Genomic DNA, 25,186 nt, shown 5'->3' on the forward strand with positions numbered 1-25,186 from the left:
GGTCCCGGCCTTCAGGGGGCGCCCCTACTCCTCGGTGGGGCCGAGGTCGGCGGTGTCGAGGAAGTCGACGGTACGGGCCCGGTGGCCGGCGTGGAGTTCCAGGACGACGACCTCGTTCGTACCGGCGCGCAGAACGGGGGCGGGGACGTACAGCGACCGCTGCGGACCGCGGGACCAGTAGCGGCCGAGCGGGAAGCCGTTGACCCAGGCGTTGCCCTTGGTCCAGCCGTCGAGGTACAGGAACGTGTCGGCCGGCTCGGTGACCTCGAACGTGCCCCGGTGGAAGGCCGGGCCGACGGGCGTCGCCGTGCCGGCCGTGAAGGGGACGTCCTCCAGGGTGGTGAGCGGAAGCGGGCGGCTGGTCCAGCCCGCGAGCTCGGCGCCGTCGAGGAGGACCGCGCCGAGCAGCCCCTTGCGGTCGTGGATGCCCTGCCCGTAGTTCACCCGGCCCTGGTTCTCCACCAGGACCGAGAGCGTGCTGCCGGACCGGGGGACCGAGAAGGCGAGGGCGTGCTCGTGGTTCTCGCGCTCCAGGACGCCCACCGGCTGCCCGTCGACGAAGACCTGGGCCCGGTCGCGGACCTGCTCGATCTCCAGGAGGGCGGGGCCCGGCAGGGGAAGGACGGTCTCGTACAGGACGAAGCCGAAGTCCTGCTCCAGCTCCTCCATGGTCAGCGGCCGGCGGGAGCGTATCCCCTGCGCCAGCGCGGCCGCGTTCGGCAGCAGCTCGGCGCGCTCCGTCAACGCGACCCCGGGAACGGCCAGTTTGGCGCCCGGCGCGGGGACGGGGTCGCTCGGGACGGGGGCGTACTTGGCGATGACGTCACGGAAGGCGGTGTACTTCTCCGTCGGGTCGCCGGCCTCGTCGAGCGGGGCGTCGTAGTCGTAGGAGGTGACGGTGGGCCGGTAGGTGTGCTTGTCGTTGGCGCCGTTGGTGAAGCCGAAGTTGGTGCCGCCGTGGAACATGTAGAAGTTCACCGAGGCGCCGGTGGCGAGGAGTTCGTCGAGTTCACGGGCGGCCCGGTCGGGGTCGCGGACCACGTGGTGGGCACCCCAGCGGTCGAACCAGCCGATCCAGAACTCGGTGGTCATCAGCGGCCCTTCGGGGCGCCGCGCGCGCAGTGCGGCCAGGTGGTGGGCCGAGCGGCTGCCGAAGTTGGCGGTGGCGAGGACGCCGGGCAGGGCGCCGCGCTCCAGGTCGGCCGGCTGGTCGCAGGTGAAGAGGGGCACGTCGACCCCGTGGGCGCGCAGCGAGTCGGCGATGTGCTCCAGATAGGCGGTGTCGTCGCCGTGGGCGCCGTACTCGTTCTCCACCTGTACGGCGAGGACCGGGCCGCCCCGCGGGGCGAGGTGCGGCCGGAGCGGGGGGAGCAGACGGCCGAAGAAGTCGTCCACCGCCGCCAGGAACCGGGGGTCGCGGGAGCGCAGCCGTATGTCCGGCTCGGCGAGCAGCCACGAGGGCAGGCCGCCGCCCTCCCACTCCGCGCAGATGTACGGACCGGGGCGCAGCAGCACGTGCAGTCCCTCGGCGGCGGCGAGTTCGAGGAAGCGGGGCAGGTCGAGGGCGCCGTCGAGGACGAAGCGGTCGGGGCGCGGCTGGTGGAGGTTCCAGGGGACGTAGGTCTCGACGGTGTTGAGCCCCATGAGCCGGGCCTTGCGGAGCCGGTCCCGCCACTGCTCGGGGTGGACCCGGAAGTAGTGCAGCCCGCCGGACAGGAAGCGGAAGGGGCGGCCGTCGAGCAGGAATCCGGCCTTGTCTGTCTGGAGAACGGGCATGGGCTGCTTGCTCCTGTACGTGAAGGGTGGTGCGGGTGGGGACGCCGCTACGGCAATGTTTGCGCAAACATCAAGGCTGTGGCAAGCCCTGTCCGCGAGCGCGCGGGGCGGAGGCGCGGCACGGCTCCGCCCCGCGGCCACCGGACTACTTGTTGACGGTGAAGCCCTGGGCGTTGCCGTACTTGACGCCGGCCTCCTGCCAGGCCTTCAGGCCCTCGGAGAGCTTCGTCGGGGAGACGTACGCCTTGCCGACCGTGTCGTTGAAGATCGAGTTCGCGTACACCTGGAAGGGCAGGTAGGACCAGTCCTCGCCGACGTTGCGGGCGGACTCGGCGAAGATCCGGTTGGCCTGCTGGCCGCCGAAGTACGGGAACTTCGTGTCGAGGAACGCCTTCGACTCCAGGTCGGCGCGGGTGGCGGGGAAGGATCCGGCGGCGACGCGGGTGGTGGCACCGGCGCCGGTGGTGGCGAACTCGGTGAAGGCGTAGGCGAGTTCCTTGTTCTTGGCGGCCTTCGGCACGGCGAGCGAGCTGCCGCCGTTCTCGGCGCTCGTCCTGTCGCCCTTCGTCCACTGCGGCAGCGGGGCGACCCGCCAGTCGCCTGAGGCGGAGGGGACTCCGGAGGTGAGGTTGGCCGGCATCCAGGCCCCGATGGAGAGGGTGGCGAGGGAGCCGTCGGCCAGGCCCTTGTACCAGGCGTCGCTCCAGGAGCTGATCGGCGCGACCAGCTTCTCGTCGAGGAGCCTCTGCCAGGTGGCGGTGTACTTCCGGCTGCCCTCGTCGTCGAAGTTCAGGGTGACGCTGGTGCCGTCGGTCCGGTAGGGACGGCCGCCGGCCTGCCAGATGAGACTGGTCGTGGCGCCGGCGTCGCCGGTGTCGTTGGTGATGAAGACCTTCGGGTCGGCCTTGTGGAGGGCGCGGGCCGCCTCCACGTACTCGTCCCAGGTGGTCGGCACTGCGATGCCGTGCTTGTCGAAGACCTTCTTGTTGTAGAAGAACGCCATGGGACCGGAGTCCATGGGCAGGGCGTGGATGGCCTTGTCGTCGGTGACCGCGTTCCAGGGGCCGGAGGTGAACCTCGTGGTGTGCTTGAGGGCGCCGTAGGGGGCGAGGTCCTCGACGGACTTGCCTATGGTGAACTGGCCGAGGGCGTAGTACTCGACCTGTGCCACGTCGGGAGCGCCGGAGCCGGCCGCCAGCGCGTTCTGCAGGGCGGTGTACTGCTTGTCGCCGGTGCCCGCGTTGACCAGTTCGACGTCGACCTGGGGGTACTTCTTCTCGAAGTCCTCCGCCACCTTCTTGAGCGTGGGCTCCCAGGCCCACACCGTCACCTTCCCGCCCTTCTGGAGCGCGGCTTCGATGTCCTTCGGGGCGCCGCCGGAGCCGGCGTCGTCCGGGGCGTCGGAGCCGCAGGCCGTGGCGGTCAGCGTGAGCGTGGCGAGTACGGCGAGCGCGCCGAGCAGTCTGCGGGTGGTGTGCGTACGCATGGGAGGTGCTCCTGGTCGATGGTGCGGGTGGGGAGGGACTTCCGGGAGGGGACGGATCGGGAGGAGGGGGATCGGGAGGTGGCGGATCGGGGGAAGGGAGGTCGGGTGAGGGCGGTCATTCCTTGACGCCGCCGGCGGCCAGGCCGGACTGCCAGTACCGCTGGAGCAGCAGGAAGACGGCCACGATCGGGACGATCGTCAGCAGGGAACCGGTGACGATGAGGTCGAAGACGGCCTCGCCGCCGGCCGTCTGTGCCTGGGCGTTCCAGGCGTTGAGGCCGAGGGTCAGGGGGTACCAGTCGGGGTCCTTGATCATGATCAGCGGCAGGAAGTAGTTGTTCCAGGTCGCGACCATGGAGAACAGCAGCACGGTGACGGTGCCCGGCACGAGCAGCGGCAGCGCGATCGTGAAGAAGGTGCGCAGCTCGCCGGAGCCGTCGATGCGGGCGGCCTCCAGGAGTTCGGTGGGGACGGCCTCGGCGGCGAAGACCCACATGAGATAGAGGCCGAAGGGGGAGATGAGGGAGGGGATGATGACGGCCCAGGGGGTGTTCGTCAGGCCCATGTTGCTGAACATCAGGAAGGTGGGCACCGCCAGGGCGGTGCCGGGGACGGCCACGGCGCCGATGACGACCGCGAAGACCGCCTTGCGGCCGGGGAAGTCGTACTTCGCGAGGGCGTATCCGCCGAGGACGGCGAGGACCGTGGCGCCGCCCGCGCCGGCGACGACGTACAGCAGGGTGTTGAGCAGCCAGCGGACGAAGACGCCGTCGTCGTAGGTGACCGTGCGGGTGATGTTGTCCCACAGGTCGAAGTCCTCGGCGAACCACAGTCCGAAGGAGTCGAGCAGCCCCTTCTTGCTCTTGGTGGCGTTGATGACCAGCCAGGCGAGCGGGAGCAGGGTGTAGACGAGGACCAGTCCGGTGACGAGGGTCAGCGGGATGCTGGGGCGGGGGTCGAGCGGAGTGTGCGGGCGCCGCCCGCGGCGTCCGGCCGTGGTGGAACGGGCGCGGTGCGGGGCGCCGCCGGGCCGCGGTTCCTCGGGAGAGGCGGCGGACTCGGTGGCCGCGGTGGTCATGGAGGTGGTCATGGCTCAGCCCTTCCGCATGCCGCGCAGCTGGACCGCGTAGGCGATGATCGCGGTGATCACGCCCATCACGATCGCCACGGTCGCCGCGTAGTTGTGCTGCTGGCCCGAGAAGGACAGCGAGTACGTGTAGAGGTTGGGGGTGAAGTCGCTGGTGATGGCGTTGGGGGCGAGCTTCTGCAGGATGCTCGGCTCGTTGAAGAGCTGGAAGCTGCCGATGATCGAGAAGATCGTGGCGATGACCAGCGCGCTGCGGATGGCCGGCAGCTTCACCGAGGTCACGATGCGCCACTCCCCGGCGCCGTCGATCGCCGCCGCCTCGTAGAGCGAGCGGGGGACGACCTTGAGGGCGGAGTAGAAGATCAGCATGTTGTAGCCGACGAACTCCCAGGTGACGATGTTGCCGATCGAGGCGAGGACCAGGGAGGGGGAGAGCGGGTCGGGGAGGGTGACGCCGAGCGCGTCGTTGATGTTGCCGACCAGGCCGAACTGGTTGCCGTACATGAAGCCCCAGATGAGGCTGGCGACGACGGCGGGCACGGCGTACGGCAGGAAGATCGAGACGCGGAAGAAGGTCTTGCCGTAGAGCCGGCCGCTGTCGATCGCGAGGGCGGCGACGAGCGCGATGCCCAGCATGACCGGCACCTGGACCAGCAGGAAGAGGCCGACCCGTGTCAGGCCGTCCCAGAAGCGGGGGTCCGTGAGGGCCTCGCCGTAGTTGTCGAGACCGACGAAGGAAGTGCCGCCGACGAGCCGGTCCCGGAACAGGCTCAGGTATCCGGCGTACCCGATCGGCGCGAGGAAGACGAGGCCGAAGACCGCGACGAACGGGCCGGCGAACCCCCAGCCCACGAGGGCCTCCCTGCGAAGGCGGAGGCGGAGGCGGAAGCGGGCTCGTGGGCGGGGCGGTGGCGCTGCCGCAGCACGCGTCGACAGGAGCGTCATGGCTTGGGTCCTAGCGTCGGTGACCGAGCGGTCCGGAGACGGGGAGCGAAGTGGATCAGGGCGGCCTGTGGCCGAGAACCGGTCCTGCGGAAGGGCCGGCCGACGAGAAATGTTTACGTAATCATCGGTAGCGTGATGGTGACACTCCCGTTGGGGGCCGTCAAGCACGAAGTAGCGGCGAATGAGAGGGAATCGGGTGACCGAGCAGAACGGGACCGAAGGGTCGGGGGCGGTCGGGAGGGGTGGCCGGCGGGGGTCGCGCACCGGGTCGCGCCGTGTGTCCATGGCGGACGTGGCCCAGCGAGCGGGGGTCTCCTCGCAGACGGTCTCCCGGGTCTCCAACGGCGACACGGCCGTCGTCGAGGCCACCCGCAAGAAGGTCCTCGACGCGATGAAGGAGCTGGGGTACCGGCCCAACAGCGCGGCCCGCGCTCTCAAGCGCGGCGAGTTCCGGGCCATCGGCGTCATCACCATGGGACTCGCCAGCACGGGCAACGTCCGGACGCTGGACGCCATCGTCCGCTCGGCGGCCGGCGCCGGCTACGCGGTCACCCTCATCCCCCTCGACGCGCCCACACGGGATCACGTCAAGGGAGCTTTCAGCCGTCTCGACGAACTGGCGGTCGACGCCGTCGTGCTGATCATGGAGGTCCACCTGCTCGATGCCGCCGCCCTCACCCTGCCGCCGCACGTCAAGGTGGTCGTGGTGGACTCCGACGCGACGGAACGCTTCCCGGTGGTGGACACGGACCAGCGGCAGGGTGCCCGCGCCGCGGTGCGCCATCTGCTCGATCTGGGCCACGGCACGGTGTGGCACGTCGCGGGGCCCGAGGAGTCCTTCGCCTCGGGGCGCCGGGCCGAGGCGTGGGAGGCGGTGCTACGCGAGGAGGGACGTGCGGTGCCGCCCCTGCTGCGCGGGGACTGGACCCCCGAGTCGGGATACGAGGCCGGGCTGCGGCTCGCCGACGAGACAAGCTGCACAGCGGTGTTCGTGGCCAACGACCAGATGGCCCTCGGCGTGCTGCGGGCCTTCCACGAGCGGGGCGTGCGCGTCCCCGGGGACGTCAGCGTCGTCGGCTTCGACGACATCTCCGAGGCGGCCTCCTTCATCCCGCCCCTGACGACCGTGCGGCAGGACTTCGCCCAGGTCGGAGCGCTGTGCGTCGAGGCCGTCCTGCGGGAGCTGGCTGGCGAGACGGTGACGGGGGTGCGGCTCGTGCCGACCACCCTGGTGGAACGGAGCAGCACGGCGGGCCCCGGTGCACGGGGACGGGAGCGCTGAGGTCGACGCGTCCGGGAGCACGGGGACGACAGCGGGAGGATCTGCCGACAGGAGAGGGCTTGGGGCCGGCCTCAGGCCATGGCGCCCGGCCGCGGCGGAGCCGTGCTCGAACGCACCACGAGGACGGGTTCCACCGCCCTGCGCCGCGGCCCGTCCGTCCGGCCCTCGATCTGGTCGAGCAGCAGCGTGACGCAGTGCTTGCCGACGACCTCGAAGTCCTGGTGCACGGTCGTCAGCGGCGGATGGAGGTAGGCGGCCTCGGCGATGTCGTCGAAACCGGCCACGCTGACGTCCCGGGGCACGCTCTTGCCCGACTCGTGCAGCGCGCGCATCAGACCCATCGCCATCTGGTCGTTCGCGGCGAAGACGGCCGTCACCTCCGGCCGCCGGGCGAGGTCGAGGCCGGCCCGGTAGCCGGACCGCGCCGACCAGTCCCCGTACGCCACCGGCGGGACGGCCGCGCCCGCCTCCGTCAGGGTCCGGCGCCAGGCCTCGGCGCGCCGGCGCGCGGCGAACGAGTCGGGCGGGCCGGCGAGGTGCCAGACCGTGCGGTGGCCGAGGCCGAGCAGGTGGGACACCACGCCGCGGGAGCCGTGGGCCTGGTCGAAGTCGACGTGGGGGTACTCGTGGCCCGTGTCGCCGTCGGCGACGACCACCGGCATGGACGGCGGCAGGCGGAGTGACGGGGTGTCGAGCATCTGCGACTCGATCAGCACGATGCCGTCGACGGACTGCAGCATCAGATGCTGGAACGCGTGGCGCACGGCGGCCTCGGTCTGGGCCCGTACGCCCATGAAGTTCACGGAGAAGTCGGCCTCGCGCGCGGCGTCGGCGATCGCGCCGAGCGTACGGGCGTTGCCGTGCGCGCCCACGTCGAAACTGACCACGCCCAGTGCTCCGAACCGGCCGGTGACCAGGGCGCGGGCCGCCGTGTTGGGGCGGTAGCCGAGCGTCTGCATGGCGGAGAGCACTTTCTCCCGGGTGGCGGAGTCCACGTTCTGCCGGTTGTTCGCCACCCGGGAGACCGTCTGCGAGGAGACGCCCGCCAGTGTGGCGACGTCCGCCATGGACGGCCACTGACGGGCCGGCCGGAAGCGGGGCGACCGTGTTCTGTTGTCCGTCGCCATGCGTGACCTTCCGTCGGAAGACTTCGAGACCCGCCCACACGGAGGGGTCCTCCGTATGTTGGCGTAAACATACCGCCCGGTCAATTTCCGGCGGATCCTGTCCGAATCCTTGACACCCCCTGGCACGCTTCCCAAACTCTCGTCCCAGGCGGTCGCGTTAACGTAAACATGACGGGGCGACACTTCCTCGTCACGCGACGGACACCTAGCGTCGGCGACCCCGGACCCACCCGGTGGCCGCCCTCCGTCCGGCACGCGGCCCCACAGGGCCGCTCCATCCACAGATACCTCCGCACCGGAGGTGTGCGCGCGCCTGCCCCATCCGCCCCACCAGACACTCCATCCCCCCTCTCAGACCACGAGGTACGCGATCATGCGACGCACATCCTCGGGAACGGCCATGGTGCTCACCGCGCTCTGTGCCGTCCTCCTCTCCCTCCTCGGCGCCGCCGGCACCGCCCACGCGGCGGCCGTGACCGTCACCAATGCCACACGTTTCACCGATCCGGCCGGCAACCCCGTTCATGCCCACGGTGGCGGGGTCGTCAAGGTCGGGGAGTACTACTACTGGTTCGGTGAGAACCGCAACGCCGACAACAGCTTCCGCTACGTCTCGGCGTACCGCTCGACGGACTTGAAGACCTGGGAGTTCCGCAACCACGTGCTGACCCAGGCGACGGACCCGGAGCTCGTGGGCGCCAACATCGAACGCCCCAAGGTCGTATACAACGCGTCGACCGGCCAGTTCGTCATGTGGATGCACAAGGAGGGCAGCGCCACCGACTACTCCGAGGCGCGGGCCGCGGTCGCGGTCTCCTCGACCGTGGACGGCGACTACTCCTGGCGGGGCAGTTTCCGCCCGCTCGGCCATATGTCCCGTGACATCACCACGTTCGTCGACACCGACGGCACCGGCTACATGATCTCGGCCGCCAACGAGAACGCCGACCTGCACGTCTACCGCCTCACCTCCGACTACACCGGCATCGCGGCGCAAGTGCAGAAGCTGTGGGCCGGACGGTGGCGGGAGGCCCCCGCGATGTTCAAACGGGACGGCGTCTACTTCCTGCTGACCTCCGGCGCCACCGGCTGGGCGCCGAACCAGCAGAAGTACGCCACCGCCACCAGCGTCACCGGCACCTGGAGCGACCTGAGGGACATCGGCGACTGGAACACCTACGGCTCCCAGACCGCTTACGTCCTGCCGGTGCAGGGCACCTCCGGCACCTCGTACCTCTACATGGGCGACCGCTGGGGCAACTCCATGGGCGGCATGGTCCAGGACTCCCAGTACGTCTGGCTCCCGCTGAAGTTCCCCACCAAGACCACCATGACCATGGACTACCACCCGCAGATCACGGTGAACACGGCCACCGGTACGGTGCAAGGCCTCGGCACCTGGGAGACGCTGACCGCCTCGCACAGCGGCAAGTGCGCCGACGTGGCCGACCGTTCCACCGCCGACGGCGCCGCCCTCATCCAGTGGGGCTGCGGCAACGCCGTCAACCAGCAGTTCTGGCTCAAGTCCGCCGGCAGCGGCCGGGTGCAGATCGTGGCCCGCTACAGCGGCAAGTGCCTCGCCGCGCGGGACGGCTCGACCGCCGACGGCGCCGCCATCGCCCAGTACTCCTGCGACGGCACGGCCGCCCAGCAGTGGAGGGTGACGGGCTCGGGCAACAGCGTTCAGCTGGCTGCCGTACGGAGCGGCAAGTGCCTCGACGTCGTCAACACCTCGACGAGCGACGGAACGCCGCTGATCCAGTGGAGCTGCAACGGCGGCACCAACCAGAAGTGGCTCCGTACGGCCGCCTGACCGCCGTCCGGACCACCCGGGCGGGCCCCGCCCCCACGTCGGGGCCCGCCCCATCCACGACCGGCCGTCCGGCACAACTCGGCCGCGACCGGCCCCTCTGCGACCGGCCCACCCACGACCGGCCCCCTCTAGGACCGTGGCCTACCCACGACCGCACCACCCGCGACCGCCCGTCCCGCACCACCCGGCCGCGACCGGCCCCGTAGCCCGCGGCCCCCATCGTCGATCGACGACCGACCCAGGGAGACCGACCATGCGCTCCACCCGTGAACGCCCCCCGACCCCCGCGCGCAGAAGGGGCCTGATCCTGGGCACCGCCGCCGTGGCAGCGCTCCTCGCGACCGGCCTCACCCCCGTGACCTCCGTGGCGGCCGGCAGCGCCGAGCAGGCGGTGACCGTCCGCCCCGACCCCGGCTACCAGCAGCAGCCCTTCCAGGGATGGGGCACGGCGCTCGCCTGGTTCGCCAACGTGACCGGAGGCTGGCCGGACGACCGGCGCAACGCGCTGGCCGACGCCCTCTACGGCGCGGACGGACTCGGCTTCACCATCGCCCGCTACAACATCGGCGGCGGCGACAGCCCCGAGACCACCCCCTACATGCGGCCCGGCGGCGCCGTTCCCGGCTGGTGGAACCGTCCCGGGGCCGAGTCCCCCGACTGGTGGAACCCGGACAACCCCACCCACTGGAACCCGAACGCCGACGCCAACCAGCGCTGGTGGCTCACCGCCGCCAAGGCGCGGGGAGCCGACACCTTCGAGGCCTTCTCCAACTCCGCGCCGTACTTCATGACGAACAGCGGACTCGTCTCCGGGGCGCAGGACCCGAACCGGGACAACCTCCGCTCCGACCAGTACGAGCGGTTCGCCGCGTACCTCTCCGGGGCGCTGAAGCGCGCGCAGAGCGCCACCGGCGTCACCTTCGACTCCGTCTCCCCCGTCAACGAACCGGGCACCGACTACTGGCGGGCCGGCGGGCGGCAGGAGGGATCCCACTGGGACCCCGCCTCCCAGGCGCGCATGATCACCACCATGCGCACCCGGCTGAACGCCGAGGGCCTCACCACCCCCGTCGCCGCCATGGACGAGACCAACCCCGACGTCTTCCGCGCGAACTGGGACGCCTACGACCCGGCGGCCAGGTCCGCGGTCGGCAGGCTCAACACCCACACGTACGGCACCAACGGACGCACCGGGGTCCGTGACATCGCCAAGGGGACCGGCATCCCGCTGTGGATGTCCGAGGTGGACCTCGGCGGCAGCGTCGGACAGAGCTTCACCGACATGAGCCCCGCCCTCGATCTCACCCAGCGCATCAACGAGGACTTCCGCGAGCTGGAGCCTCGCGCCTGGGTCCTGTGGCAGGCCGTCGAGGACTACGAGAACATGACGCCGGGTCGTGAGAACTCCAACTGGGGCCTCATCCAGACCGATTTCACTCCGGCCGACGCGGCCACCGAACCCCTCCGCAAGAACAAGAAGTACTGGGCGATGGCGAACTACACGCGGTTCGTCCGCCCCGGTGCCCGCGTCATCAACACCGACAACGCCGACACCTTCGCCGCCCTGCGACCGGCCGGCCGGGGCGCGGTCGTCGTCCACACCAACCCCACCGGCGAGTCCCAGCGACTCACCCTGAACCTCGCCGGCTTCCAGAACGTGGGCACGGGAGCCGTCCAGCGCTACACCACCGACGGCACCAAGAACCTCCAGCGCGAGAGCGACCTCGCCCCCGCGGGCAGGACGCTCACCACCACCGTGGGCCCGGGCTCCGTCACGACCTTCGTCCTGCCCGCTGCGACGGGCGTGCACGCCTCCGACACCACGGCTCCCACCGGCTCCGCGCGCCAACTCCTCAACGACAACAGCGGCAAGGCCTTGGCCGTCGCCACGAGCAACGGCCGGAGCACGTTGGTCCAGCGCACTTCCAGTCCCGGCACCACGGGGCAGCAGTGGAAGTTCACCAAGCTCGCCTCCGCCGACTGGAGCAACACCGCGGCCTACCGCATCACGAGCGTCGTCGACGGCAAGGCGCTCGCGGCCCAGGGCGACTCCCTGACCCTGGTGGCCCCGGGCACCTCGGCCGAGCAGAAGTGGATGCTGTCCACCACGGGCGACGGACACCACACCCTCGTCAACGCCGCCGGCGGCAAGCTCCTGGACGTCGGCGGCCAGTCCACGGGCGACGGTGCGCCCGTGGGGGTGTACCGCCCGACGACCGGGGCCAACCAGTCCTGGACCTTCCGCTCCGTCGCCCCGGACGCGTGGGTGCCGCTGCGCATGCGGCACAGTGGCAAGTGCCTGGACGTGAACGGCGCCTCCACCGCGGACGGCGCCCAGGTCGTCCAGTACGGCTGCGGCGGCGCGACCAACCAGCAGTGGTCCCTGCGCTCCGCGGGGGGCGGCTATGTCAACGTCGTCGCCCGGCACAGCGGCAAGTGCCTCGACGTCAGCGGCGAGTCGGTCTCCGACGGTGCGATCGTCTTCCAGTACGGCTGCAACGGCGGTGTCAACCAGCAGTGGTCGGTGCACAGGTCGCCCGACGGCTTCACCACCCTCCTGGCCCGCCACAGCGGGAAGTGCCTGGACGTGAGCGGCGTCTCCGCGGCGGACGGCGCGGAAGTCGTCCAGTACGCCTGCGCCACGGCCGCCAACCAGCAGTTCACCACCTCCTGAGGCCCTCGGCCGGTCCGGAAACCGTCCGGCTTCCGGACCGGCCTTCCGGAGTGCACCCACCGGGCCGGCGCGGGCCGCCCCCTCGAAAGGAGGAAGGTATTCTCTTCGAATCCGTCGACTTCGGTGGGCTCCACGCCGACCGGTTCCCGCACGAGGCGGACGACACGGGGACGGAGGATCCGATGCTGGCGCTCCAGCGGCGCGCGCTGATCCTCGACGTCGTGCGCCGCGACGGCGCCGTGCGGGTGGCCCACCTCGTCGAACAGCTCGGGGTCTCGGACATGACCGTTCGGCGGGACCTGGAGGCGCTGGCCCGGTCCGGCTCCCTGGAGAAGGTGCACGGAGGGGCCGTCGCGACCTCCGCGACCACCACCGGCGAGGAACCCGGCTTCGAGGCCAAGGCCAACCGGGAGCCGACGGCCAAGGCGGCCATGGCCAGGGTGGCGGCCGACCTGGTGAAGCCGGGTGGCGTCGTCGCCGTCTCCGGAGGCACGACCGCCTTCGCGGTGGCCGCAGCCCTCCGGTACATCCCTGACCTCACCGTCGTCACCAATTCGCTGCCCGTCGCCGACCTGCTGCGCGGACGCGCCGAGGAGCAGGACGCGGGCGCCCCGACCGTGCTCCTCACCGGCGGCTCCCCGACGAGGTCGGCGTCACTCGTGGGGCCACTGGCCGACCAGGCGATCCGCTCGCTGCGCGTGGACCTCCTCTTCGTGGGCGCCCACGGAGTGTCCGAGCGCGCGGGCGTCACCTCCCCGAACCTCGCCGAGGCGCAGACCAACCGGGCGCTGATCGAATCCGCGAAGCAGCTCGCCGTGGTCGCGGACCACAGCAAGTGGGGCGTGGTGGGGCTGAGCAGGTTCGCCGACCTCTCCGAGATCGACTACTTCGTCTCCGACGACGCCCTCGACGAGCATGCCCGGGCGGTGCTGAGCCGCGAGGTCGGCCGACTGGTCCTGGCCGACACGGCGAGCGCCTGACCTTCCCGCCGAGGGGGCCCGTACGGCATCCGGCGTCCAGGCCCGGATCGTGCAGGCACTCGACGGCGTCTCCCTGACCCACGGCGATCCCACACAGCTGGGCAGGCACGTCATCGGCCCGTACGCGGAAGCGGTGGCGGGCCGATCAAGGCGCTTCGGGTGGCGGGGGAGAACGGCGGCAAGCCGTCGGCAAGGGAACGGCCGCGAGGAAAACCCCTGATACCGACCGGTACGCCAACCTTCGGCGCAAACCCTTGACAGGCCCTCACCGGCCTTCCAGACTCTCTCCCAACACCCGGCGTTAACGTAAACATGAAGGGTGAAACGCAGCCGCAACGCGGCGGCGATCCCCTCCGACGCATGGGCCGCACCGCCTCGACCGCCGCCGCCGTGAGCACGGATCCGGTCGGCCCCTGCCTTCGCGTACGCCTCCGCAGTACGTACCCGCTCACCCCACACCCCGCCGGGCACGTCCGGTTCGCCGTGACCACGCGAGCCCTCGTGACGGCCCCCACAGCAAGAGGTAAGTGACCATGCCACGCAGAAGAACCAGGACCTCGGCGTTCCTCGCCGCCCTGTCCGCCCTCCTCCTGTCCCTCGTCGGTGTCATGGGGACCGCCCACGCGGCCTCGGTCGCCACGGCCAACGCCACGCAGTTCACCGATCCGGCCGGCAATCCCGTCCACGCCCACGGTGGCGGGGTCGTCAAGGTAGGGGAGTACTACTACTGGTTCGGTGAGAACCGCAACGCCGACAACAGCTTCCGGTACGTCTCGGCGTACCGCTCGACGGACTTGAAGACCTGGGAGTTCCGCAACCACGTGCTGACCCAGGCGACGGACCCGGAGCTCGTGGGCGCCAACATCGAGCGTCCCAAGGTCGTATACAACGCGTCGACCGGCCAGTTCGTGATGTGGATGCACAAGGAGGGCAGCGCCACCGACTACAGCGAGGCCCGCGCCGCCGTTGCCGTGTCGGACACCGTCGACGGCGACTACACCTGGCGGGGCAGTTTCCGCCCCCTCGGCCACATGTCCCGTGACATCACCACGTTCGTCGACACCGACGGCACCGGCTACATGATCTCGGCCGCCAACGAGAACGCCGACCTGCACGTCTACCGCCTCACCTCCGACTACACCGGCATCGACGCCCAGGTGAAGAAGCTGTGGGCCGGACAGTCGCGCGAGGCCCCCGCGATGTTCAAGCGCAACGGCGTCTACTTCCTGCTGACCTCCGGCGCCACCGGCTGGGCGCCCAACCAGCAGAAGTACGCCACCGCCACCAGCGTCACCGGCACCTGGAGCGGCCTCAAGGACATCGGCAACTCCACCGCCTACCGCAGCCAGACGGCCTACGTCCTCCCGGTGCAGGGCACCGACGGAACGGGCTACCTCTACATGGGTGACCGCTGGGGCAACTCCATGGGCGGCATGGTCCAGGACTCCCAGTACGTCTGGCTCCCGCTGAAGTTCCCCACCCGGACCACCATGACCATGGACTACTCGCCCAGGGTCACGATCGACACCGCCGCCGGAAGGGTGACCGGCATGAACGTGATCTGGGAGACGCTGTCGGTCCGCAGCAGCGGCAAGTGCGCCGACGTCTCCGGCTTCGACTCCGCCGACGGCGCCCGGATCATCCAGTGGGGCTGCGGCGGGGACATCAACCAGCAGTACTGGTTCAAGAACGTGGGCAGCAGCGGCTACGTCCAGATCATGGCCCGCAACAGCGGCAAGTGCCTCGAAGCGAGCGGAACGGCCACCGAGAACGGCGCTCCCGTCGTCCAGAAGACCTGCGGCTCCGTCAAGTCCCAGCACTGGAAGGTCGAGCCGACGGATGACGCCGGCTACAGCCGACTGGTCGCCCGGCACAGCGGCAAGTGCCTGGACGTCGCCGACTACTCGTACGCGGACGGCGCCGCGCTCGACCAGTGGACCTGCAACGGCGGTCAGAACCAGCAGTGGGAGCGGGCCATCGCCTGACGGCGCCGTTCACGGAGCTCATGTCCGCGTTCCCACGCGGTGTGAGCCGACACGGACGGGACGCCGCTCGGCCCCCGCCCCCACCAGCTGCCCAGGCGTGCCCCCTCCCTTCCCCGCTCTCCTTGCCATCGAAGGAGCTCCGTCATGTCCTCCCCCGCCACCCCTCTCGGCCGCAGAGGCTTCATCACCGCGGCCGCCCTCACCGCCGGTGCCGTCGCGCTTCCCAGAGGCGTCCTGGCGACGGCGGCGGCAGGAGTCGTTCCGCCCCAGGTCACCCTGCCGCAGCGGGGCATGTACGACACCGTGCCGGCATCGGACTGGACCGACGGCTTCGTCACCGGCAACGGCGAGTACGGCGCGGTGCTCCACGGGACACCGCAGGTGGAGTGCATGGTTCTCAACCACCACCGCTTCGTGCTGCCCAACGGCACCCGTGACGTGACGCCGCCCGTGCTCGCGAACCGTCTGGAGTCGGTGCGGGACAGGGCCCTGTCCGGTGACTACTGGGGGGCCGCGGGGGAGTTCGCGGAAGGCTGGGACCTGCGCTGGACACAGACCTTCCACCCGGCGTACGAACTGCAGCTGAGCACGCCGGGCGCGACGACGTCCAACGACTACGCCCGGGTCACCGACTTCCGCACCGGCGAGGTCACGCACTCGTGGTCCGACCACGCCGGTGTGTGGAAGCGGCGCGCCTTCGTCTCCCGCGCCGACAGGGTCGTCGTCCACGAGCTGTTGCCCGCCGCCGGCAGGACCGTCGACACGACGATCAAGGTGAACACCGCTCTCGACGGCGTACCGGGCGACGTCGCCTTCACCACGACCGCCACGGCCTCGAACGGCACGGGATACCTCAACCTCCGCGGTACATACCCGTCGGGACAGGGGGCGTTCGGATACGAGGGCGTCACCCGGGTCGTGGTGACGGGCAACAGGGCCTCGGTATCGGTCAGCGGCACCACGCTGGTCGTCTCCCGCGCGGCCAAGGTGGTACTGCTGACCAAACTGGGCCGGTACGAGAACGCGGGCGAGTGGAACGCCAAGCCGCTGCACGCCGCGCTGGGCGCGCTCTCCACCGACTACGCGACCCTGCTCGGGCGCCACAGACCTCTGCACCAGGCGATGTTCGACGGCTCCAGCCTCGACCTCGGTGTATCCGCCGCGGACCGACAGCTCTCCACATCCGAGCTGACCGCGCGGCAGAACGGCAACCGGTCGACGCTCGACATCGCGCTCCTGGAGCGGATGTACGACTCCGGACGGTACCTGTTCGTCAGCTCCAGCGGTGTCCTGCCCCCGCGGCTGACCGGGCTGTGGGCGGGCAGTTGGAACGGCGCCTGGGCCGACGACTTCACCACCGACGCGAACGTCAACCTCCAGGTCGCGGGCGGCAACATCCTCAGCCACGGCGCCGCCATGAACGGCTTCTTCGACCTCGTCCTCGGGCAACTCGACGACTGGCGCAGGAACGCCAGGAACCTGTACGGCGCACGAGGCTTCCTCGCGCCGTCGCGTACCGACGGCGAACACGGCCACATGCTGCACTTCAACGGCGGTGACTTCCCGGGGCAGTGCTGGACCGGCGGCGCCGACTGGATGCTGTACCCGCTCCTGGAGCACTACCAGGTGACCGGCGACGAGGCCTTCCTCCAGGACAGGCTCGGCCCTGCCCTGATGGAACTCGCGCTCTTCTACGAGGACTTCCTCACCCGTACCGACTCCCACGACAAGGTCGTCTTCGTTCCCTCGTTCTCGATGGAGAACTCCCCCTCCAACACCGGCCAGATGCTCTCCACCAACGCGACCGGCGACATCATGGCCGGCCGCCACGCCCTCCAGGCCGCCATCGACGCGGCGAACACGCTGAACGTCGAACAGGGCGACGGACAGGGAGTGGACCGCTGGACCGCGCTCCTCGCCAGGCTTCCCGACTACACCGTCAACGGCGACGAGGCACTGGCCGAATGGTCCTGGGCCGGCCTGAACGACCGCTACAACCACCGACACGCACAGCACCTGTACGGCGCCTGGCCCCTGCACGAGATCAACCCGGAGGAGAAGCCGCGCCTCGTTCTCGCCGCGCGCAAGGCCCTCAGGATGCGCGGCGACGAGAACTACTCGGCCCATGGCAGCCTCCACCGCGCACTGGCGTGGAGCCGGCTGAAGAACGGGGCCGGTGTCTACGACAACATCCGCAAGGTGCTGGGAAGCAACATGGTCTTCCGCTCCCTGGTGACCTCCCACAACCCCGACCTGCACACCTACAACTGCGACGCCGCGAACGCCCTGCCGGCGATCATCGCCGAGTCCCTGATCTACACCAGGCCGGGGATGCTGGAAATCCTGCCGGCCCTGCCCGACCAGTTGGCGCGGGGCACGATCCGCGGCGTCCGGGGCCGCAACCGGGCTCTCGTGGAGACCCTGACGTGGGACACGACGGCACGCACCGCCACCGTCACTCTCGTCTCGCACGTCACACAGACCCTAGATTTCGTCTGCCGTCGCGGCATCACGTCGCTCTCCACCACCGCGACCGTCACACCGTCCTCCCTCGGCGACCACGCCAGAAAGGTGTCCCTCACGGCGGGCCAACGTACACAGATCACCGTGGGCCTGCTCACCGGGACGTACCGGGTAGTCAACCGGGCCAGCGGCAAGGTGCTCGACGTGGCGAACGAATCGACCGGCAACGGGGCTACGGTCATCCAGTGGCCGTGGTCGGGCGGGGCGAACCAGCGGTGGCGCCTGGAGCCGAACCACGACGGCACCTTCCGTCTCACCAACGTCCACAGCGACAAGGTCCTCGACAATCCCGGCACTTCCATGACACCCGGCCAGGCGCTGGACCAGTGGACGGACACCGACAGCCCCAACCAGTGGTGGGCCCTGGTCTCCGCCGGCGCGAGCGGCCGATATCACCTGATCAACCGGGCCAGCGGCCTGCGCGCGTCCGTCGAGAGCGGCTCGACGGACGACGGCGCCAGGATCGTCCAGATGCCCGCTGACAACTCGGCCGGACAGGAATGGACGATCGTCCCCCTCTGACCGCGTGGACCTCGACGATGAATCTCCGCCGAAAGGATCAGCACTCGCGTACGGCGCCACCCGATTTCGGCCAGGTGCCGTCGGCGCTGCCGGCGCCGGAAGAGTCCGTAGACCGTCTGCCGCGGCTCGTGCTCCGCCGGCGGATCCCGCCACCTGGACCGACAAGGGAGGTGTGCAAGGCGTCCGATGAGGAGAGCGCTGCATCCACGGCCATACGAACTGGGCGGGGGAGTACGCCGACATCGGCTTGCCGGTTCGAGCCCTGAGACGGGCAGCCGCGGTGCGACAGCGAAACGGCAGCGGAACGTTAGTGGTGAATCGGACACTAGGACCAATAGCGGCGGCAACCCCGCCCAGGTACCGCACGTGACAGTCACTCACCCCTCTTGGGAGCAGTAGCCCATGTTCAGAGCGAAGAAATTGCAGGCCGCCCTCCTCGCGGTGACCACCGTTGCCGGCCTTGCGGTGTCGGCCGCACCGGCCCAGGCCTCCACGTGCTACGGGAACGGTGGCGCGTACATCTGTGAGTACGGCGTCTCAAGGACGACACTCGCCGACGGGACGGCGCAGGAGTACGTCGTCGGTACCGACAACGCGGTGTGGGCGAACCGCGCCCGCCCCGACGGCACCTGGAAGGGCTGGGTCTCCTTGGGCGGGTGGGTCAAGAGCCGCATCGAAGCCACCCCCCGGCAGGAATCCCCCCACGACAGCATCAGCATTTCGGCCACCGGCATGGACGGCAAGGTCTGGTTCCGTGTAGGGAGGACCGACGGCTCCTGGGGCACCTGGCAGATGAACTGCTACGACAGGCCGAACGGTCCGTACTGCCCGTGACCGCCGTTGGCCTACGGCACCAGCCCCGACGACCCGACCCTGCCTCCGGCCGCCAATACGCCGAACTCCTCGGCGGGCCGCTCGACGGCGAGCTGCTCGATGTCACCGGCTGGGGTCCCGGCGACATCGAGACCGGCGCCTACGTGCCCGGCGGGTGCTTCCTGCACGACCGCTGGGACTGATACGGCGACACCCTCTGACCCGGCCGGAGCTCGCCCGAGCCGTCCCCGGACCGGGTGTGCGCCGTATGCTTCAGGCGCGCTCAACGGGAGGGTACGGGACGTGAGGACGGCGTTGCTGAAGCGGACCTGGGTCGACTGGGGTGTGTGCCTCTGCATGGCCGTGGTCGCCGTCAGGTGTCAGAGCCCCTTCCTGGTGGTCTGCTTCACCGTGGTCGCACTCGTGGCGGCCGGTGTCGGCGCCCGCAAGACCTGGCAGATCACCAGGCCGCAGAACTAGAGACCGCGAGCCGCGCGTTGCGCGGCTCGCCCACCCTCCAGCAAGGCTTGCCCAGACGGTCTTGGACGGTGTTGCGTGGCCCCGGCGGCCGGGGCAAGTGGCCCCACCAAGCGACGATTTAAGTAGTCCCCAGGCAGTGGTGAGCGCTGTGAGTGGTAGGAGGCTAGGTGAAATCGATCAGCGATTTCGTACGCCAGCGGCCGGTCAGCGGCGGACTGACCACAAAGATCCACCTCGCCTCCGATGCCCACTGCCGGCCGCTGGCCGTCGTACTCACCGCCGGAGAAGGCCGGCGACGCACCCGCCTTCGACCGCGAGGCGTACAAGCAGCGCAACACCGTCGAACGCTGCATCAACCGCTCGAAACAGTGGCGGGGCATCGCCACCCGCTACGAGAACCGCGACCATCTGCCTGACCGGACTCTACGTCGCCGGCATTTTTCTTTGGTCTGCCAGGCCAACGACTCAGGAGCAGGAGCGAACCGCATCGTCCCAGGCACCAGGACTGCGGTAGTGGTTCTTGTGACCCGCGGCGAGTACGTGGCGCAGTTCGGCAAGGTGCTGGGTGTTCGTGGGAAGATCCAGCCGGCCAAGGAGGGCCAGTGCGGCAGCCGGCTCCAGGTCGCCGTAGACGTCGTGGAAGCTCGCCAGGAGGCCGCGAAAGACGGCCGAGTGCAGGGCAGGAAGCCGCACGGCGGTGCGGTACGTCAGCTCCTTCACCGTCCAGCGCACCGGTCCCGAACACTCCAGAACCCGACGGGCTCGGCGGAGCAGGGCTTCCGATCGGTCGTCCACCACCCGGTCGATGTCGTTACCGAGAACCTCGGCGAAGGCCGTCGCGGAAGTGGCGTGGTCCTCGAACCAGTCCACCCACAGCGAGTAGGTGACGGCCTCGGCCTCCCGGTCCGCCTCCAGCCGCTGACGGTAGCCGTCCCACAGCACGTCGGCCGGCAGGGGGCCCTCCGCACCCGCGTTCGCGAACCGGATCTCGCACGTGACCCAGTACTCGTCGAGGAGGTCCAGCAGCCCGAAAGCCAATTGCATCTGGTCGGCTGTATGAAGGTCTTCGGCGAATACATCACCAGCCCAGGAATGCGCTACCTGGTTGGCGGTGAGCAACACGTCCGGCTTCTCGTCGCTCACCCACCCGTCGTGCACCTGGCTAACGCCCTGATCAGCCAGCCAACGTCGGGCTGCCTCCTCGGCTTGAATCTCCACTCGGGAAGTATGACAAGCCTCGCAAGATCCGAACGAAACGGCCTAGGCCGTGTCCGGAAAGGCGATGGCTGTTGCTCCCGTTCGTAGTGCGTCGACATGAAATGACGGATGAATCAGGGGCGTTGATCGCTCCGTTGCCGGCTCCGGGCCGGATGGGCCGGCCTGTGCGGGACCGGCGCCAGGTGGTGAACGGGATCCTGTGGAAGCTGTCCACCGGTGCCGCCTGGCGTGACCTGCCCGAAGGGCCCGGGCCGTGGAAGACGATCTACGAACGCTTCCGCCACTGGTCCGCCGACAGAACCTGGGACAGGCTGCCTGCTCATGTCCAGCAGCATTGCGACGCCGTCGGGACCGTCGACTGGACGATCGTGTGTGTCGACTCGACGAGGGTACGGGCCCATGAGCATGCGGCCGGGGCCCGAAGGGAGCTCTGGGAAGACGAAGCACTCACTCGTCCGGTCCCGGGGCGGGCTGACCAGCAAGATCGACCTCGCCTGCGACGGCCCACCTCGAAAGAGCCGCCTACCTGCGGCGGAACGTCGTCGAACGCTGTTTCAACCGGCTCAAGCAGAACCGAGCCCTGGCCACCCGCTACGACGAACGAGCCACCCACTACCAAGCCATGGTCACCCTCGTCTTCCTCCGCCTATGGCTCGAGGACTCTCCGTCACAGAATGTGCGCCGGAACCTCGTTCCAGGGTTCGGCACAACTGTTGTGGTGACGGTCGGGGGTGAGGGTGCGCCTGTCACACTTGCGCGGTGCGCGCCGCGACCGACGGTGCAGGGGAGAACGGATCTCAGCGTGGCCCGATGGACTGTGCTTGCCATACCGATCGACGGTGTCAGTGAGGCGGATCGAGATGCACGAACGCTCGCAGAATTCGACGGCAGTACGGAGGAAGCCGAAACGGCCCTGTTGAAGGCGGCAAGCACCTACGAGCACAGGCTCTGGAAGGTGCTCCGACGAGAGATCTTCAGATGCTCCAGCCGGTCTTACTTCATCCGCGTCCACGGTCGAGTGGCCACATACGGGCTTCTGCTCCAGCTTGCTGAGCTGGTCCACGATACTGAGGAGTCCAAAGCCACTCCGCGCTGAACGGGGCGCACCTACGGGACGCGGCACCATCCTGGGACAGAGGAGGAGCGCGGCGGCCGCAGATGCCTCTGGACGGCCCGCGCACAGCTCCTGGCACCCGCAGGAGCCCCGGGGCCCCAGGCGTTCGGTCATGGTCGAGGACCAGTAGGTTCGTGCGGTCGGGGGTGGGCCGAGCCGGAGGGGTGTGCATGGGCGATAGCCAGGTCACGATCAAGCTGACGAGTGACGAGGCGCTGGTGCTGTCGGACTGGCTGGAGAAGCTGCAGATGACCGACCTGAGCCGGCTTGTCGACGATCCGGCGGTCTGGGTGCCGATCCATCGCATCGCCGGGACACTGGACAGGTCAGTTGCGCGGCTGTTCGCGCCTGACTATGACCAGCGGCTTGAGGCAGCTCGCCGACGGCTTCGGCCGGAGGCGGACTGACCAATGAGACCGAACCGTCATCTGGCACTGGTGGATCGGCTTCCGCTCGGTGGCGAGACGAGCAACCAGGCTGTGCCTTGGTCCGAGAGGTCGAAGGGTATGAAGACGGTGCTTCCAGTGAGGTGCGGGTGCTCGCCCCTCTGGTCGAGGAGCCGCGTAAGGCCCTCTCTGTTGTCCTGGCCTGTCTGTGCCACTTGTCGTCGGCGAAGTCGGTGCGTCGTCGAATTCCCCAATCCTTCTGGACATCGAAAGAGATCCAGGATGTCACCAACAGGCCCGTCACTCCCGCCGGACTAATGAATGGGTCAGGAGGGGATGGCCTCTATGCGCTCCATATGCTTCTCGCCCCACTCCCCAAGTGGGGCGAGTGCCGTGTTGAGGGAGCTGCCGAACTCGGTCAGCGAGTACTCCACCTTGGGCGGGACCTGGTGGTAGACCTCGCGGTGCACCAGGCCACTGGCCTCCATCTCTCGGAGTTGGAGGATCAGCATTCGCTCGCTGATACCGGGGACCGCCCGTCTCAACTCTCCGAAACGCAAAGGCCCGTCCTCGCCGAGCGAGAAGAGGATCAGCCCCTTCCACTTACCGCCCATGACGGTGATGGCGGCGTCGAGCCCGCAGGTGTAGGTCCGCTTGCTCATCAGAACTCCTACTGACAAAAGTGTGGGTACCGAACAGAATTGTAGGTACTTGATCAAATGTATGTGGGCTTCCAGAATGAAATCGGGAGCCCACCTGACGCGCTGATCGGCGATGGTGTGGCTGCTCTACCATCCGACTGCTGACTGGAGTGAGGCATGACCAAGGATGCCCCCGCGCCCGTGACCGTCATCGGGCTGGGGTCGATGGGCCGGGCGCTGGCCGGAGCGTTCGCCGACGCGGGCCACCCGACAACGGTGTGGAATCGCACGCCTGCCAAGGCCGCACCTCTGGTGGCCAAGGGTGCTGTCCATGCCCGGACGGTGGAGGTCGCGGTCGAGGCGAGCCCGCTGATCATCACGTGTCTGACCACATTCGAGGACACTCGCTCGGCCCTTGAGCCGGCTGCGGCGGCGCTGTCAGGGCGTGCCCTCATCACTTTGAACAGCGGTTCGCCCGCCGGCGCCCGCGCCATGGGCGCCTGGGCGAATGGCCGTGACGCCCGGTTTCTTGCCGGAGCGGTCAAGAACGTGCCCGAGGCCGTGGGAGCGCCGGACACCCTGCTGTACTTCAGCGGAGACAAGGCAGTGTTCGACGAGTACGCGATGACGCTGAAGGTATTGGGCGGCGACACTGTTCATCTCGGAGATGAGGCCGACCTCGCCGCCCTGTACGAGATGGCGGTGGGTGCGATGCTGCTGCCCGCGCTCGTCGGTTTCTTCCAGGGAGCAGCGGCCGTGCAGGCGCGTGGACTGGAGGCGGGCAGCATGGTGCGGTTCGCCGGCAAGTGGCTGGACATGATCAAGTCTCTGCTGCCGGTCTATGCCACGGAGATCGACAGCGGCGATTACACCCATGCCGCCTCCTCCGTGAACCTGTTCCTCGCGGGCGCGGCCCATGACATGGAACTGGCCAAGGAGACGAACGTCGACGTGGCCTGGCTCGCTCCGCTGTACGACTTGGTGGAGCGGGCGGCTGCGGCTGGTCACGGCGACCACAGCATCTCCGCCCTGACCGAGGTACTCAGGAAGCCATCCCGGAAGGCGTAAGGAAGGAGTGCGGCCGCGGTCCGAGCCCGCAGGCGCAGGGAGTCGTCGTTGAGGGTCCGCCGGAGAATGGCGAGTCGGCGGGCTGGCTGCGTCCATGCTCGGCAGGTGGTGCGCCCGTGTCGCGGGGAGGAGTTGGAGTGGGCCGGTGGGAGAGGAGGCCGGAGGACCGGGTGCGGTGGTGAGCGCGAACTGGAGCGGAGACCCGGAGGTCGCAGCCTGGGGGGTGTCCGTGGACACCGCACTGAAGTGGGGAGTGACTGCCGAGGGACACCTGGACCGGGGAGAGACGATGATCACCTCGGCCCTGTTCGTCGGGCTCGACCTCGCCGACGACCCGTACCCGACCGCGCCGGTCATGCACTGGCGCGATGTCCGCGGGCTGGAGAAGAACCTGGGGCCTGGCCGGTGACGCCCGACCGCGACCGTGCACGCTGGGAGTGGGTGCCGCTGGAGCGGGTGGGCCCCCTGCGGTTCGGCATGAGCCCGCCGGAAGTGACTGCCGCTCTCGACGGCGAGCTACCGGCCGGCCGGATGGGCCACTTCCCCTTCCGGTGGCACGGCGAGGACGGGCAGTGGAATCCCAGCGAGGACCCGTTCGAGAAGATTGGAGTGAGCGCGCATTAGTCCGCTTGCCAGGACGGCACCCCACGGCTGGGCGCCGTGACCGTTCACGGCCGCACCGGACCCCAGGTCTTCTACGCCGACATCCCACTGGTCGGCAGGACACCCTCTGCCCTTGACGCTGCCCTGCTCCAGCACATCGAGGACCACGGCCTCGATGTGCTCTTCCACCCCGACGGAGGCCCAGTCCCGGACGGCCTCAATCTCTCCGTGAGTGTGAGCAGAGCCGGTGACGTCGCTGTCAGCGAGCCCACGTTCTGTGCGGAGTACTAGGAAACGTAGCGCCATACGTCAGCTGGCAAGGGCTTGCTGACTGTGCATCAGCAGCTGTAGGTGGTGCCGTCGCGGGCGGTGTTGTTGCGGCTGCCGGACTTCTTCAGGCGCAAGTCGGGGTTCTTGGCGATGCTGGTGTTGAGCAGGATGTGTCGGATGTAGCCGAGGTAGCTGCTGTGGGCGCCGGTGCGGTCGAGGTAGCGGAGGCCGGTGTGGACGTAGGCCTGAGCTCCGGCCGGGAGGCAGTAGTGCGTCGCCTTCGTCGCAGCCGCCAAGGCCGAGGGGTGAATTTACGGAGAAGAGTGCTGCAAATCACTGGGCACATCGGAACTCTACTGTCACCTTGCAGGACCTTTACGAATTTTTTGCCGA

At 69.3% G+C, this 25,186-nt stretch carries 21 protein-coding genes and 2 pseudogenes; 15 read left to right on the forward strand and 8 right to left on the reverse strand.

Annotated features, from left to right (window positions below; translation table 11 throughout):
* Nucleotides 1-24: 24 nt before the first annotated feature.
* The 4 genes from ABT129_RS28185 to ABT129_RS28200 all read right to left on the reverse strand — a co-directional run bounded on the left by ABT129_RS28185 (nt 25) and on the right by ABT129_RS28200 (nt 5,294).
* Complete coding sequence (locus ABT129_RS28185) at nt 25-1,776, reverse strand: glycoside hydrolase family 35 protein (protein ID WP_351907220.1); 1,752 nt, start codon at nt 1,774-1,776, stop codon at nt 25-27.
* A gap of 145 nt (nt 1,777-1,921) precedes the next feature.
* Nucleotides 1,922-3,262, reverse strand: coding sequence for an ABC transporter substrate-binding protein (locus ABT129_RS28190; RefSeq protein WP_351907222.1), 1,341 nt, complete (start codon nt 3,260-3,262; stop codon nt 1,922-1,924).
* Nucleotides 3,263-3,377: 115 nt separating this feature from the next.
* Nucleotides 3,378-4,340 carry a carbohydrate ABC transporter permease gene (locus ABT129_RS28195; protein ID WP_502981945.1) on the reverse strand — a complete coding sequence of 321 codons (963 nt, stop codon included), beginning with the start codon at nt 4,338-4,340 and terminating at the stop codon, nt 3,378-3,380.
* Nucleotides 4,341-4,355: 15 nt separating this feature from the next.
* A complete protein-coding gene (locus ABT129_RS28200; RefSeq protein WP_351907226.1) occupies nt 4,356-5,294 on the reverse strand; it encodes a carbohydrate ABC transporter permease in 939 nt (312 codons plus the stop codon).
* A 283-nt stretch (nt 5,295-5,577) separates the two neighbouring features.
* Here ABT129_RS28200 and ABT129_RS28205 point away from each other — a divergent pair, with 283 nt between their 5' ends.
* On the forward strand, nt 5,578-6,576 hold the full coding sequence (locus ABT129_RS28205) for a LacI family DNA-binding transcriptional regulator (protein WP_351907228.1): 999 nt from the start codon (nt 5,578-5,580) through the stop codon (nt 6,574-6,576).
* A 71-nt stretch (nt 6,577-6,647) separates the two neighbouring features.
* On the opposite strand, the gene ABT129_RS28210 is transcribed toward ABT129_RS28205, so the two are convergent.
* Complete coding sequence (locus ABT129_RS28210) at nt 6,648-7,643, reverse strand: LacI family DNA-binding transcriptional regulator (RefSeq protein WP_351907293.1); 996 nt, start codon at nt 7,641-7,643, stop codon at nt 6,648-6,650.
* 433 nt (nt 7,644-8,076) lie between these two features.
* Between ABT129_RS28210 and ABT129_RS28215 the strand changes: the two genes are divergently transcribed.
* The 9 genes and pseudogenes from ABT129_RS28215 to ABT129_RS38105 all read left to right on the forward strand — a co-directional run.
* A complete protein-coding gene (locus ABT129_RS28215; RefSeq protein ID WP_351907230.1) occupies nt 8,077-9,516 on the forward strand; it encodes an RICIN domain-containing protein in 1,440 nt (479 codons plus the stop codon).
* Nucleotides 9,517-9,769: 253 nt separating this feature from the next.
* The gene (locus ABT129_RS28220; protein WP_351907232.1) at nt 9,770-12,190 is read left to right on the forward strand and encodes an RICIN domain-containing protein; all 2,421 of its coding nucleotides are present in this window, start codon (nt 9,770-9,772) and stop codon (nt 12,188-12,190) included.
* Nucleotides 12,191-12,372: 182 nt separating this feature from the next.
* A complete protein-coding gene (locus tag ABT129_RS28225; protein WP_351907234.1) occupies nt 12,373-13,170 on the forward strand; it encodes a DeoR/GlpR family DNA-binding transcription regulator in 798 nt (265 codons plus the stop codon).
* A 533-nt stretch (nt 13,171-13,703) separates the two neighbouring features.
* Complete coding sequence (locus ABT129_RS28230) at nt 13,704-15,155, forward strand: RICIN domain-containing protein (protein WP_502981942.1); 1,452 nt, start codon at nt 13,704-13,706, stop codon at nt 15,153-15,155.
* Nucleotides 15,156-15,299: 144 nt separating this feature from the next.
* Entirely contained in the window at nt 15,300-18,200 is a 2,901-nt protein-coding gene (locus tag ABT129_RS28235) for a glycosyl hydrolase family 95 catalytic domain-containing protein (protein ID WP_351907236.1), read from the forward strand.
* A 402-nt stretch (nt 18,201-18,602) separates the two neighbouring features.
* Complete coding sequence (locus tag ABT129_RS28240) at nt 18,603-19,034, forward strand: PLL family lectin (RefSeq protein ID WP_351907238.1); 432 nt, start codon at nt 18,603-18,605, stop codon at nt 19,032-19,034.
* The gene (locus tag ABT129_RS28245) at nt 19,031-19,216 is read left to right on the forward strand and encodes a hypothetical protein (RefSeq protein ID WP_351907240.1); all 186 of its coding nucleotides are present in this window, start codon (nt 19,031-19,033) and stop codon (nt 19,214-19,216) included. The genes ABT129_RS28240 and ABT129_RS28245 overlap by 4 nt, the downstream gene beginning before the upstream one ends.
* A 100-nt stretch (nt 19,217-19,316) precedes the next feature.
* Nucleotides 19,317-19,493: a hypothetical protein gene (locus ABT129_RS28250; protein WP_351907242.1), complete on the forward strand. Its 177-nt coding sequence runs from the start codon at nt 19,317-19,319 to the stop codon at nt 19,491-19,493.
* 291 nt (nt 19,494-19,784) lie between these two features.
* Nucleotides 19,785-19,889: pseudogene (locus tag ABT129_RS38105) on the forward strand (IS5/IS1182 family transposase); the annotation flags it as partial.
* 69 nt (nt 19,890-19,958) lie between these two features.
* Here ABT129_RS38105 and ABT129_RS28260 read toward each other — a convergent pair.
* Nucleotides 19,959-20,711: a hypothetical protein gene (locus ABT129_RS28260; RefSeq protein ID WP_351907244.1), complete on the reverse strand. Its 753-nt coding sequence runs from the start codon at nt 20,709-20,711 to the stop codon at nt 19,959-19,961.
* A gap of 101 nt (nt 20,712-20,812) precedes the next feature.
* Between ABT129_RS28260 and ABT129_RS28265 the strand changes: the two are divergent.
* A pseudogene (locus ABT129_RS28265) lies at nt 20,813-21,366 on the forward strand (IS5 family transposase); the annotation flags it as partial.
* 629 nt (nt 21,367-21,995) lie between these two features.
* Nucleotides 21,996-22,232 carry a hypothetical protein gene (locus ABT129_RS28270; RefSeq protein WP_351907246.1) on the forward strand — a complete coding sequence of 79 codons (237 nt, stop codon included), beginning with the start codon at nt 21,996-21,998 and terminating at the stop codon, nt 22,230-22,232.
* A 305-nt stretch (nt 22,233-22,537) separates the two neighbouring features.
* Here the strand turns inward: ABT129_RS28270 and ABT129_RS28275 are convergent, their stop codons facing one another.
* Nucleotides 22,538-22,873 (reverse strand): winged helix-turn-helix transcriptional regulator, encoded by a 336-nt coding sequence (locus ABT129_RS28275; protein WP_351907248.1) that lies wholly within the window; start codon nt 22,871-22,873, stop codon nt 22,538-22,540.
* Nucleotides 22,874-23,029: 156 nt separating this feature from the next.
* Between ABT129_RS28275 and ABT129_RS28280 the strand changes: the two genes are divergently transcribed.
* From ABT129_RS28280 to ABT129_RS28290, 3 genes are all read left to right on the forward strand, one after another.
* Entirely contained in the window at nt 23,030-23,920 is an 891-nt protein-coding gene (locus ABT129_RS28280; protein ID WP_351907250.1) for an NAD(P)-dependent oxidoreductase, read from the forward strand.
* A 229-nt stretch (nt 23,921-24,149) separates the two neighbouring features.
* Nucleotides 24,150-24,329: a hypothetical protein gene (locus ABT129_RS28285; RefSeq protein WP_351907252.1), complete on the forward strand. Its 180-nt coding sequence runs from the start codon at nt 24,150-24,152 to the stop codon at nt 24,327-24,329.
* A 251-nt stretch (nt 24,330-24,580) separates the two neighbouring features.
* On the forward strand, nt 24,581-24,814 hold the full coding sequence (locus ABT129_RS28290; protein ID WP_351907254.1) for a hypothetical protein: 234 nt from the start codon (nt 24,581-24,583) through the stop codon (nt 24,812-24,814).
* 47 nt (nt 24,815-24,861) lie between these two features.
* On the opposite strand, the gene ABT129_RS28295 is transcribed toward ABT129_RS28290, so the two are convergent.
* Nucleotides 24,862-25,089 (reverse strand): hypothetical protein, encoded by a 228-nt coding sequence (locus ABT129_RS28295; protein WP_351907256.1) that lies wholly within the window; start codon nt 25,087-25,089, stop codon nt 24,862-24,864.
* Between the last annotated feature and the right edge of the window lie 97 nt (nt 25,090-25,186).

The organism is Streptomyces sp. NPDC002057 (genome assembly GCF_040296665.1).
Classification (GTDB): Bacteria; Actinomycetota; Actinomycetes; order Streptomycetales; family Streptomycetaceae; genus Streptomyces.